This window comes from Segetibacter koreensis DSM 18137 (assembly GCF_000374045.1).
GTDB classification, from domain to species: domain Bacteria; phylum Bacteroidota; class Bacteroidia; order Chitinophagales; family Chitinophagaceae; genus Segetibacter; species Segetibacter koreensis.
In genome coordinates this window covers 46072-59951 of record NZ_KB893318.1, presented here as the reverse complement: position 1 = coordinate 59951, position 13880 = coordinate 46072, and the positions used below count along the sequence as shown (strand labels likewise).

Annotated in this window: 6 protein-coding genes; all 6 read right to left on the bottom strand. The window is 39.2% G+C overall.

The window, feature by feature from the left end:
• Window positions 1-18: 18 nt before the first annotated feature.
• The gene (locus B154_RS0106395) at window positions 19-2691 is read right to left on the bottom strand and encodes a DUF1549 domain-containing protein (RefSeq protein ID WP_018612686.1); all 2673 of its coding nucleotides are present in this window, start codon (window positions 2689-2691) and stop codon (window positions 19-21) included.
• A gap of 114 nt (window positions 2692-2805) precedes the next feature.
• The gene (locus B154_RS0106385) at window positions 2806-4299 is read right to left on the bottom strand and encodes a glycoside hydrolase family protein (RefSeq protein WP_026260010.1); all 1494 of its coding nucleotides are present in this window, start codon (window positions 4297-4299) and stop codon (window positions 2806-2808) included.
• Window positions 4300-4383: 84 nt separating this feature from the next.
• Window positions 4384-7440: a glycosyl hydrolase gene (locus B154_RS0106380; protein WP_018612681.1), complete on the bottom strand. Its 3057-nt coding sequence runs from the start codon at window positions 7438-7440 to the stop codon at window positions 4384-4386.
• A gap of 100 nt (window positions 7441-7540) precedes the next feature.
• The gene (locus B154_RS0106375; RefSeq protein ID WP_018612680.1) at window positions 7541-8968 is read right to left on the bottom strand and encodes a hypothetical protein; all 1428 of its coding nucleotides are present in this window, start codon (window positions 8966-8968) and stop codon (window positions 7541-7543) included.
• 295 nt (window positions 8969-9263) lie between these two features.
• Entirely contained in the window at window positions 9264-10769 is a 1506-nt protein-coding gene (locus B154_RS0106370) for a RagB/SusD family nutrient uptake outer membrane protein (protein WP_018612679.1), read from the bottom strand.
• A 12-nt stretch (window positions 10770-10781) separates the two neighbouring features.
• Entirely contained in the window at window positions 10782-13853 is a 3072-nt protein-coding gene (locus tag B154_RS0106365; protein WP_018612677.1) for a SusC/RagA family TonB-linked outer membrane protein, read from the bottom strand.
• Window positions 13854-13880: the final 27 nt, after the last annotated feature.

Sequence of the window (13880 nt, the reverse complement as noted above, 5' to 3'; positions counted from 1 at the left end):
CATTTTTCGTTAAGTAACTTAATAAATAATCTGAAACTCAGGAAGCAACAAAACTGCCCAGAACAGATCCTGGATCGCTTCGGTGCCAGGCGAATCTCCGAGTATCTTTTTGGCAACTTGAAATTCTTTTTTCTGTGGTTCCCGTCCTAATGCTTTCCTGTAAATTTCTTTAATAATTACATCTCCCTTCCCATACTTTTTCTTCCAGTACTCTGCACCATTTTTAAGTGCCTCATTGAATCGTTCTCCGTTTGTAAGTTCAAGTGCCTGTAGCAGATTTGCCTGCGTTTCTCTACTGGTAGAAACAGTTTCCCTGTTTGGTCTTCCTAAGGCAGTGAGAAAACTATTATTTACTACCAAAGATGCTCGAGGATAGAGAAGGATCGATTTTTCAAATACTAATTTTTCAGCAGCCAACCTGTCTTCAGCTAATTTTTCAGCAGCTAATTTTTGGGCGGCCAGCTTTTCTGCTTCTGATTTGTTATCATCTCCTTTTTTGCCAGTTGATTTTTCTACAGCAGGCTTCTGAACAATTGGTTTTGCAAAAGGATTATATTTAATAAGAGAATCGGGAAAAACAGTGCCTACAACAGTACTGACGGCATCAGCAAACTGCTCTCCCGTCATCCTCCTGCGCAGCATTCCTTTAAATTTGTAATCTTTTACAAAAATCTGGTTCGGCTGGCTAAAACCTACAGAAGGTAGCTGGTAAGTCCTGGAAGTCGTGATCATATAGATCAACTCCTTGATATCCGATTTGTTCTGTACAAAATTAAAGGCCATCCAATCAAGAAGGTCCTGGCTCCACGGCTCATTGTCCATAACATCAACCGGTTCAACAAGTCCTCTACCCATCAACTGCGCCCATATTCTGTTAACAAGAGTGCGATATAGTCGCCCGTCTTCAGGTTTAACCATCATTTCTGCCAGTTGCTGCTGTTTTATTGCAGCTTTCGCAGCACTATTTATAGTACCAAGTTCTTTCCATAACATTTTAGATTCCGTAAACTTTCCCGTAGGTTTATCACAACGGTTTATTTCAAGCGATGTATCCGAAAATATATTTGCAAAGCCATAAGCATCATCCAGTTTCCAGTCGCTTATAAAGCTGTTATGGCAGGAAGCGCATTTCAAATTTAATCCAAAAAATACCTGCGACACATTCTGTGCGGCCTGCATTTCTGTTCTCTGGCTTGCATTTATAACACCCCGCCATTTAATGCCCTGAATAAAGCCCATAGATTCTTTGCTAGGACTTATCAGCTCTCTTACAAATACATCGTACGGCTTATTAGATTTTAGGGACTGATACAACCAGTTAGTAATATCAAAGCGACCACCGGTAATGTAGCCTGTGCCAGTATAATCATTTCGGAGCGCATCGTTCCAGAAGGTAAGCCAGTTCATCGCATAATCATCATTGCGGTTTAACAGTTTCCTTACCCAAATTGATCTTTTATCTGGCCTGTTATCGTTAGCAAATTCGTTTAGGTCTTCAGGAGAAGGAAGCAATCCAATGACATCAAGGTAAATTCTTCTTAAGTAAGTCCTGTCATCTACAGGCGCACTCCAGGTTAATTTATTCTTTTTAAAATAATTGTTTACCCATAAATCAACAGGATTTTGCAAGTTGTCGGATGCAGCAGGCAGTGGAGGATTTCTCGGTTCCATTTTAGCAACCCGGTAAATGTTTTGTTTATCATCGCCGTCGGGCCAGGGTGCACCTTTTTGAATCCAGAATTTTATCACAGCAATATCCGCTTCAGATAATTTTTTGCCTTTTGATGGCATAACGTCTTTGTGATTCGCAGGAAGCGTAATCCGTCTGTACAATTCACTTTTGGCCGGATCGCCGACAGCAATAACAGGACCATCTTCTCCTCCTTTGAATATCATTTTTTTGCTGTCGAGCCGCAGTTCTCCTTTTATCTTTTCTGATCCATGACACTTATAGCAATTGTGCGCTAATATCGATCTTACCTGCACATTCAATTGCATCTCCTCCTTTTTGTCAAGTTTGGCAGTATCATCTTTTAATGAGGCGAAATCAAAATTATTAACAGCCGTTGTATCATAATCACTACTCCAGGGAAGTGTGCTTGACAGATAGTCGTTGCCATGAGTTAAAGTGGCACCAAAATGGCCAGCTACAGAAACACCAACGCCTGTAAGAACAAGTAAAGCACGATAAGGCTTTATGAAATTAACGTGGTTACTTTTTAATATTTTATATAGCAATAACAAGCTGACAGATCCGAGCGCTGCCGTAGCGATTCCAGTCCATTGATGTATATTCAAAGTATCTTTGCCATAGTCTCCATTCCTTGCGAGCAGCAAGCCTAAAACAACGGAAATGATAGCTGACAATGCTCCTGCAGCTACAAATACGTTTATGCCGGGTCGCAATTTTGATTGGAAGTTTCTAAGTGTAAACATTTCGAGGATAGCCGCAAATAAAAGCAGGGTTACCGGGAAATGAACAGCTAAAGGATGCAGCCGCCCGAGGAAATTCCAAAGCCAGAAAGATTTATTTTCAGAAGTGGAAAGTACGTTAACAGAAGCTGTTAAGGGTTTGTCCCCAGCATAGCTGTTTAATAATAATAAAGGATTTACAATAAATACCAATAAAATGATTAAGGTAACAATTAATACCTTTTTTGTGATAATCGTATCTTTAAATTGTATTTTCATTCAGCTTTAAATATAGATAAATAAACATTAATTACGTTCTCATCAGTAAACCGGCCACCCAGAAGTTGCTTTAAATGATGTATTTGTTTTCTTACAGGATAAGATAAAATCATTTCAATTTTTTAGCGTAATTACAGTAACCGCAAATGGCTTAAGAGTAATATTATTGCTGGTAACTCCACTTTGCACTGCCTGATTCTCTTGAGTTGAGATATCAACAGAATACATAGTTCCTCCATTTGATTCTACTGGTAATTCAACCTTTATTTCTTTATTTCTTTTATTGATCAACAAAAGCTTTTTGCCGGCTTTAGTCATAAATGCCTGTGCTACTACATCTGTCGAATGTGAAACGGTTGATACCAGTTTATCACCTCGTCCAAAGTTATCTTTTAATAGCTTTAGAGCCCAAAACCGTGCATTAGGCTTGCCATTTTTCCAGTCTATCATACTCACATCAGGAAATTGAGTAGGGTAGCCAACAAGTTGTGATTCTCCCGCAACATCGACGCCTATTTTAGATAGTTCCAAATAAATATAACTATACATTGCCCCCGATAAATTCCAATAACCGATGGGAATAGGATCTGAATAGTTATTACCCTCCAGAATGTTTCCAATCTCGTTTATTGTAGTAAATGTTTGAGGCGCAAGCCGGTTACGAATATTTTCTATGTACCTGACTTTATCAAGAAAGCCATTTGCCTGGTCAAAAAATGAATATTCATAATTATCGAGAGTTTGTTCCTTTGCTGCTTTAGTGCCATAGAAATGGTAAGAGATTCCTTCCAAAAGCACACCAGGTTTATGATTAGCCTGGTTCAGAAAATATTCAAACCATTCGGGATTACTAGTATAGGCAAGGCCCAATGCTATAAACTTCGTTTCAGGTGATACTTTTTTTAATTCAGTAACGATAGCATCGTACATTTTCGTGTACGACTGAGGAGTTATATTATGTTCTAAATCGGGCTCATTTAGAACTTCCCAATAAGGTATCTTGTAATAATGGCCAGACTTATGAAAATTGCCAACTTCATCGGTAAAACCCCCTTTTGTGTACCAGCTAAACAATCTTACATAATAGTCTGTCAGTTCTTTCATAGTGGTATCACGAAGCTGCACCCCCTGGTTATAGTCCCAGAATACCTTATTCGGGTCGGCCGGATACTGAACGGGTTTATCCATTTTAAACATCCAGGCGGGAATAGTGCTGAAGTTGATAACAACTGAGTGTCCTGCAGTAGCAGACATAAAATCATCTACAATGGGATCTATTTGACTAAAATCCCAAAACGTTTTATTTTTAGAAGGAGGCTGCAGTTCTGCAACAGCCATACGCGGATAAGGAAACCAGGGAACAAATCTTACATAATCTGCACCTAAATTTTTAAGAGCAGTGAAAGCACCTTCATGTATTGGTGAGTGCGCCCGTAACATAGGGTTTACTACAACTTGTAAAGTCGGAATTGATTTTGACACCCTGGTAGTTTCATCCCAATTTATAGATATTGATTTCGTTTGAGCTTGTAACTGGCAAAGCGATACAATTAGTAAACTACATATGAGGAATACTTTAAAACTACCTGGAAAGAATTTATTTTTCATGAGTGATTACTTTAGGTTTCGTATCTGATGTTGCAATTATTAAAAGTTATAATAGATTATCAATTAATTCAACAATCCTTTATATTAAAATTCTATTTGCTGAATAGTAACAGGCCCTATAAGGCCTGACTCCAGTAATGGCGCATCCTTTTTATAAGGGTTATAAGTGGTAAAAGCATATCTGCCACTGTTGCGCTCTTTTCCTGCCAAAAGCCATTCAGGGAATTTCTCATCTTTTATACCGTCATCCGGGAAGCGCTGGTCTCCAATGAGTCTGTTTGGCCACAAGTTTGCCACTTCAATTTCCAATTGGTTTCCATTTTGCTTTACTGCACCTGTAATATCTACTTTCCATGGAGCTGTCCAAACTACTCCCAATTCCTTACCATTAAGACGGATCCGAGCCATATTCTTCACTTCGCCTAAATCGAGGTAGAGAGGTTTATCCGTAATTGTGCCGGAAGGGAGATTAAAGCTTTTTCGGTAAACTGCTACTCCAGAATAGAATTTAACTCCCTCTTCCGGGCGGGATGTCCAATCTACCAGATGATCAAAAAATATTTTTTCATGACCTCCCCATTTCGGATCAAAAGATACCGCCCATGAACCGCTTAGTGTTTCCAGTTCTTTTTTTGCAGGAAAATTCTTCTTCCCGGGTAAAGGGGTGGTTCGATTTTTCCCAAATACAATAAAGAAACTTTGATAGGATTCGAATTGTAAAGGAATAGTAGTACGTCCGTTATTAGTGGAAAATTCAGGTAGTATTCTTGTTTTCCCTGTAATAGGATCCCAAAGTTCTGGTGTCCCTTTTGTAGTCCTGAACGTACATACTGCATTTATTGCCTGATCGGTACGATTAGCAACAAAATAAATATCCATATCATTTGTCGTGCGATGGGTATAGCGAACCGGACCTGAAGATTCAAAATCTTCGGATACGCCCATTTTCTTTATTAATGAAGCTGTAAGGTCATATGCGGGATAAAGGCTATTTTCAGGTTTGGCAATTAAAGAACCGCCAAATACTACCCTTCCTTTACCATAGGCATGCTCAGTCAGCAAAGAAGGCAAGTCTGCCCTCCCCCATATCTCTCTCGCCAATGACTGAACTTTTTGATCAGATAATGGAAAACCTGATAAACCTGGAGCTTTAGTTGGTGGGTTACCCACTACTGTAGCTCCTTCATTAACCAATGACCGCACTTTTTCAAGCAAAGCAGGTGTCATCGTTTTAATGGCAGGTAAAACCAGCAATCTATAGGAAGCTCCTCCTGGAAAAACAATCTGGTTATCTTTAACACTGGCAGCAAACAGTTGACCTGGAGAACAGCCATCGAAATTATAGCCTCTTCTGTCTGGAATAGTATCATTTCCATCTAAAGCAGATGGCGGCGGAAGGAATACCTGTGGAGCCCCCTCTGGTGTCAGGTACAGCACATCGGCAACGGCCTTTCCCTTTTGTAAAATATACTGACATTTCGATACATATTGATGATATGCGGACGCCATTGGCCACCATGTTTGTTTCCTGTCCCAATGCACACCGTAAGGCCCCATTGTCATACCCGGCCGCAGTTTTTCATCTAAAGGTTTGTGCTCAAAAGTGTGATAAAAAAATCGATTAATACCAGCAGCAAAAGCCCAATCTCCCTGGTTTTTCATTGACCCGGGATACTGCTTCCAAGCTTCAGTACCATCGGCGGTAAAAGCCTCAGCCTGTACCAAAGAATGACCTTTAATATGTGCTATTGAGGTTGCTTCCACGCAGCTAAACGTCGAATTAAATCCGTAACCTTTGCTCCAGAATTCACACATAATAACATCCGCTATTGTCCCCAGCTCAAGATCAGCAGTTGGGTTCATGTCATATGGTTCAATAGATAAATGTAAGCCATGCCGGTGACTGTACCTTTTAACCTGCTCAGCATGGTAATTCAATACCAATTCCTGGCTTGTTTGGCGCAGATCCCATAAAAATCGTTCACTAATCTCCTGGCTTTCAACAATATTACCTGCATAAACAGGATAGTAAGGTAACGGATCGTAGCCTCTTCTTTTTATAAACTCTTGCCGAAACTGTTTTGTCCAATTCTGAGCTCCCATCTCCCAACTATCCATATGCAGGGCTTTTAATCCGCCGGCAGACCTAGGATCAGGCGTCCCGACTTTGCTGAAGATTTTTCCTGTATATTTATTTAAATGGGCATTTAATGCAGCTGTATCAAATTTATCTGATTCGAATCCTAATCCGGGAATAGGTGCTGGCCTGGTAACAGCCCCATTGTTACGTCTTCCAAATCGCATGATCGTCCAGTTGCCTTTGGGCACCTCCCAGTCAAGTGTTCCGTCCGGCTGCAGTTTATTTGTAAGATCTAAAATGCGGCTTTTAGAAATTGAAGCCTCACCAGGAAAATCACTGTAATTAGCTAAAGAAGGTAAAAAAGGTTTAACACCAGGCACAGAGGAATATGGAGCACGATAATAAAGAGCCTTTTCATCGATATCATTTATTTTTTTTTCAATTAAAGGAGTTGGAAAGGCAAGAACGGCGACATCTTCGTAAAAGTCATCCCACTTTTTTTTCAAATCACTTGTAAATACACCTTCTCCAAAATAGGGCTTCTTGGGAATAGGAAGTGGAAGTTTAATTCTCTTGTTTTCATCTCCCGAAACAAGCGTGCTGCTTGAAACCAATTGCTGCATGGACTGGTCAGGAGAAACCCATGGGCCACCGCTTCCTGTCCATCCTGGCCCTATTCCCAACGTCATTGCAATTCCCAATCTCTTGCATTCATCTACTGCATGCTTAAATAACTCCAGCCATTTGTCACTTAAAAAATCAACCGGACCGCGTGGAATTCCTACATTTACTTCAAGGAATATAAGATGGCCAATGCCTGCCTTCTTCATCGACTCTAAATCTGCAGTCATTCCCTCCCTTGATAAGTTTCCATCCATAAAATACCAATAAACACCAGGTCTGGCAGAATCAGGGGGATTTAAAAAACCAGATCTGAGGGGAGTAACTTCAAAATCATATGCCTTTTCAGTCCTTACCAACTTGTTACTGCAACTACAAAAGAACGTGGTAATTAAGAAAACAGCGTTTATAAAAATCACGATTTTTTTTAATAATAGCATAATACCTTTTTAAATGCTGGATACTGAACTGTTTTGAGTACTAAGATTTGTTCTAAGTTTCCGAATCATATAAATTTTGCCCGTTTATGAATTCTGTTACTTAGCATACCTGTATCGTAATAATTCCCAGTAATTCTCCAAGTTTTTTAATTTTGGAAGCAATATGGCCAACGCCGACGGCGCAATGATGGGCAGGCCCCTGCGAGTTCCACTCTTCCACGAATTTGCGAGCGCCGATAGAAAACCGGTAGCGGCTGTTAGTATTTCCTATTTCGAGAATAGGTCCTGCTACGGATTCGGCTTCTGCAACCAGGAACAATAACTTTCCATCTATTGTTTCCACAACTGATAACAGAGTTACTTTACCATATCGTACCGTCATTTCCACCGACAGGCCCTTACCAACTTTCCCATGATACACTTGTAATGGCCGCACTTTTATTTTCCCTTCAGCAATAGCTAAGTGACCAGGGCCATCATGGCCCATGAGTACCACATCGTCATTAAAATCCATTGCGTAATATTCGGTAAATGAACCTCCTGCATCAAAACTGTCCATAATTTTCATGGCTTGTGCATTCTTGATTTCATATTCTCCTGCTACCGGTACTCGATTGGCTGTAAGCAGGGAATTGCCAAGAATAATGGAACTCATCGCATCTTCATTTTGAGGGTTACCTGTACCTTTATGGTAGTATGCCATAGAGCCGAGACTGTGCTTATGCACTAACCTATCAAGTGCTACAGATGTTCGTGCAGCCCGTTCCAGTTCATCTTTTGCACAATCCGCCTGTATATCAAAAACATCGCGGAATATCTTTACTTTTTCCTGGATGTCCTCGCTGGTTACTTCCTGGCGAAAACCCGACAGCTCATCTACCTCAATTACTTCTATATTTCCTCCAAAAATGGAATTGTGTAATGTAAAATTTGAATAAATATCTAGCATGCCGCTATAATAATTACCCATAACACCAAGGCGGTTATGGTACATTATATTTGCAACTTTAGCCGCTGCTATCCATTCTTCTATTTCCTTCCACGCAACCGGATCATTGTTGAGCATACCGGTAACCTGGTAAAAAGGAATATCAGAACGTTTAAAAACACTGGCAATTTCCGGGACAGGACATGCTGAGCAAAAGGCCAACCATTCGGCAGTCATGACGGTACGATCACCCATCTTATTAAATGAGTCATAATCTATAGCAGCCTCAGGAGAAAGATTAAGAACGATAACAGGCACTTTTGCCCGTTTAACTACCGGAAGGACGGTAGAAGACAAGGCATAAGTGGTAACATATAAAAAAATAAGATCTACATCTTCAGTACGGAATCTATGCCCTGCATCAAATGCTTTTTCAACGGTGTCTATCAATCCCAGGTTAACAATATTTGCCCCTAAATCTTTTAGCCTGTTTTCTACGACTTTTACGTAACCGGCCAGACGTTCTTCTAGTCCTTTAAACTGTTGCCAATAAGCTTCCAGTCCAATTCCAAAGAGTCCTATTTTAAGATGAGGCGTCATAATTTTTTATTGATCTATACACTTATTTTAAAGTTTCAAGATCTTCGCGTCCTATATTTTAATAATGGAAAACCTTCCTTTAAGCCCTATTTCCATGCATTCAATCTTTTAGAATAATTTTATGTTTTTTTCTCTCTAATCACTTTAAGCGCAAACAGAAAACTCTTGGTGTTTTTATAAAATTTTTTATTGAATGGATAATTCCCTCATTAGCGTTTTCTGTTTACGTCGTACATACATTCTAAAAGTTTCTGTCTGCTTTTAATATAAAAAGCTTTACCTGGTTTATATCTAGTTAATATCCGGCATTTTGTGTTAATTTATTATTGACCAAAATCTCGTTGCTGGGAATGGGATATTTTGCCTCAAAAGGTTCAAAAATATAATCACTGTTAGAATAGGGAATACCTTGTCTGCTTGTTGTCGGGTTCGCCTTTTCAGTAGCTGCGTAAGCATTTAAGAACTTTGCAAGTTCTTCAGGAGTTTTTGTTCTTTTGAGATCAAACCAACGCCAGTTTTCAAAGGCCAGCTCTACTCTTCTTTCATGAATAATTTTTTCGCGTAATGAACTTTGATCTAACCCACTCAATGGCTCGAGGCCTGCCCGTTGACGGACCTTGTTCACATAATCATATGCCTCAGCAGTGGGACCATTTTGTTCATTAGTGGCTTCAGCTAACATCAATAATGCATCTGAATATCTTAATACCGGCCAGTTATCATCGGTGCGCCCATAAATAGTATGTGGATGATTGTATTTTTTTATATACGGTACCACCAGTCCGGTAATTGGACTTTTAAAATCTAACCCAATAGAGATACTTTTTCGCAAATCTCCCTCTTCGTATGCACCAATCATGTCTTTCGTCGGAATATTCCAACCGCCCGGATTACTTTGTGGCCATCCTGTGACTGCGTCTTCAGATAGCCTCGGGGCGAAAGTATAGATAAAACTACTCCACTCTCCCAGGTCATTTCCTCCCTGGTACTGTACTTCAAAAATTGATTCTACACCGTTCTTTTTTGCGGGATCAAAAACATCTGCGTAAGAAGGCAACAAAGAATATCCTAATGAGAGAACCTGGTTTAGCGTAGTAACAGCCTCAGCATATTGCTTTTTTGTAAGATAAAATTTACCTAACAAAGTCAATGCTGCCCCTTTGGTTACCCTGCCGGTATTTGCACTATTGTAATTTGCAGGAAGTAAAGAAATAGCTTCTTTAAGGTCATTTTCAATCTGGGCATACACTTTTTCCTGCGGCTCTCTTAAGTAATCCCACGCTTTGGAAGGTTCATTTAATATTGGGTCAGTAATTAAAACGACATCTCCAAAATATTGCGTTAATTCAAAATAGTAGTAACCTCTTAAAAATTTTAATTGTCCCACAGACGTCGACTTTACAGAATCTGCAACAGTGGAAGCATCTAATTTTGCAAGGGCGTTGTTAATATTATAAAGAGCATTATAATAACTATTATACATGCCTGCTATATTACCTGTTCCGCCATTTACCTGCCAAAACTCAAACGCTTCTATTGATGGGGCCTGCCCCCGATCACCCGGATTAAAATCAATTGTTGTATTGTCAGAAGGCAATTCATTAAAAAGCCACTGGTTGTTAACAATCCCTTGTAATTGCCCATAAACACCATTAATTGCCTGTTCAATATCAGTCTCAGTCTTATAAAATTTATCTGAGTCTATCCTCGTTGGATCAGTTTTATAAAGAAAATCTTTTTTGCAAGAGTATCCAATAAAGGACAGACTTATACCAAGTATAATTATTATTCGATTCTTCATTTTCTTTAATTTTTAGAAGGTTAGATTAGCTCCAATAGAAAAGGTTCTGGAAATTGGGTATGCTTCATCATCCAATCCTGGATTTATGCCTCCGTTATTGTTAACATCGGGATTATTACCGGGGTAATTTGTAATTAAAAATAAATTATCGGCACTTACATAAACCCTGACTCCGCCAAAGTGCAGCTTAGACTTGGAAATGTTATAGCCAAGGCTTACGTTCTTTACCCACATATGACTTCCGCTATACACATAGCGGGAATTGCTTTCACGCTCCCACTTCCATGTATTAGTAGTTGCATATCTTCCCGACCCGGGATTTTGTTCAGATCTCCAGCGGTCTTTACTTGCAGTTAATACATTAAAAACGCCGTCCATATTCATCGTGGATGATTCTATTTGCCTGAAAACATCATATCCCTGTGCACCCGTGAACAGAACACTCAGATCTACATTTTTATAATCTCCACCAAGCGTTAAACCATATGTAGCCTTCGGCCATGGATTACCTATTTCAACCATATCCTTTGTGTCATAAGAAATTTTTCCATCGCCATCACCATCGTAATACTTATAAACACCCGGAATAGCGCCGTCCTGGGTAGAAGATTTATTTATTTCTTCCTGGTTTTTGAAAATACCCAATACTTTATATCCATATATCATTCCTATAGGTCGTCCAACTTTTGAAACATTATAGTCGCCATAAAATCCACCGTTCCAGATTTCATCATTCTCACCTCGTATTTCAAGAACTTTATTACGGTTAAAAGAGATATTGAAATTGCTCCAAAAGCTTATCGAATTAATTTTTGTTCTATACCCTGCTGCAAATTCAAGTCCTTTGTTTTGCACTTTACCCACATTGCCTAAAGTGCTGGTAAATCCGGAAATAGCGGGCAATTGAATAGACAAAAGCATATTGCTTGTGATTCTATTATAATATTCAGCGGTAAATGTAAATTTGCTATTAAACGCAGAAAGATCTAAACCGATATCAGTTTGCCTCGATTTTTCCCATCCCAATCCCGCGTTTGCAAATGAACTTACTACCAGTCCGCTTACCAGGTTATTGCCCAATATATAATTGCTGGTGTTCATAAATGACAGACTGGAATAATTTCCTATATTATTATTACCGGTTATACCAAAACTTCCTCTTATTTTCAAGTCATTTAACCATGTATATTTAGGCATAAAAGGTTCATCGGAAATTCTCCAGCCTGCGGACAAAGCAGGAAAATCGCCCCATTTATTTTTTGAACCAAACCTGGAACTACCTTCCCTACGAAAAGTACCGGAGAACAAATACCTGCCCTTATATGAATAGTTTAGCCGGCCAAAATAAGCCTGCATACTCCACCCATACTCTGTAGATCCGGAAGATTTTATGATGGCTGAGCCAAGATATGGAACAAGGTCGTTGGGAAATTGATTACCAGTTCCTGACAATCCCTTTGTAGTTTCCTGCTGTGCAGTATATCCGGCTAGTGCCTCAACGTGATGATCTCCAAATCCTTTACTGTAAGTCAGCAATTCATCTGCTGAAAGATTCATTGTACGAAAAACGTCATCATATTCGGATGCATCTCTTGGAGGAGGAGCATTTACGCCGGCCATGGTAGATGGAATAAACTGTTTATAAGAGCTGATATTAATGCGTGTGTTTACCGCTGTTTTAAATTTAAAATTTTTCAAAAAAGAAAACTCTAAAAATCCATTTGATAATACATCTCCAATTTCGCGGTTCCTGGTTATTTCATTTAAACTTTGAACAGGATTGGGAAATCCAAAAATCCCATCGTGACCGCCAATATAACTATTATATGTGCCATCTTCATTGTATATCGGCTCACGCGGATCCATCAATAAAGTTGATCCTACCAGATTGTCACGCCCTTCTGTGTTTGCTGTGTTTTGCCTGGAATAAGAACCGTTTATGTTCAATCCCATACTGATGAAATTATTTATTTTACCATCAATATTGGCACGGACAGAAAAGTTATCATATTTAGTCTTTATCAATGCTCCTTCCTGGCCAACATAGCCGACTGAAACTAAAGAATGTATATCTCCTTTACCTTCAGAAAGTGTAATATTGTAATTTTGAAATTTTGCATTTTGGTTTAGTATTGCATCATACCAGTTAGTGGAAAGTTTCGTTTGTTCAGGATTGCGAAAATCCAAGGGGACTTCATCGAGGGTAGGTTCCCTGTTTTCAAAATACCAAATTTTATCCATAAAAATATCCTTTTTAAACTGAGCGAAATCCACTCCATTCAGCACCTTTGTCTTTCTTGATTCCGGAATATTCTGGACGCCATAATTTGCTGTAGCAGTTAAACTTACTTCCCCGTTTTTGGCTTTCTTAGTTGTAATTAACACCACGCCATTCGATCCTCTTGCACCGTAAATAGCTGTAGAGACCGCATCTTTGAGGATGGTGATCGTTGCAATATCATTAGGATTTAAATTTTGCCCGACTGAAGTTCCGACCGGAAATCCGTCAATTACATACAGTGGTTGACTTCCTGCTCCCAATGAACCGGTGCCTCTGATCGTTACTTCGAATTCACGACCAGGAGAGCCCGTTACCTGCTTTACAGTTACACCGGAAGCCTGACCTGCTAATAACCGCGACACATTAGCTGCAGGAATATCTTTTAATTTTGAAACATCAATTGTAGATACTGCAGCAGTTACATCTTTCTTTCTTTGTGAACCGTAACCTACCACTACAACTTCTCCTAAGGTTGAACTTGTTGAAACCATAGGAATGTTAATAACACTCCTTTCATTATTTATTTTTACTTCCTTTTCTTCATATCCTACCGAAGAAAAAACCAACGTTTCTCCTTTAACAACCTGAAATGTAAACCTACCATCTGCATTAGTAGTTGTGCCGCTAACACTGCCTTTTACGTTTACAGATATACCTGCTAACGGTACATTGTCTGCTGTAACAACTTTGCCATTAACTGTAATTTTTTGTTGAGCAAATGAAAATAAAGAGAGAAAGAGAAAGGATATAAAAATGAACGGCTCCTTTCTCTGTTGTAAAAAAGGTAATAGTTTTTTTAACATAGCAATCAATATGGGTTTTAGAAAATA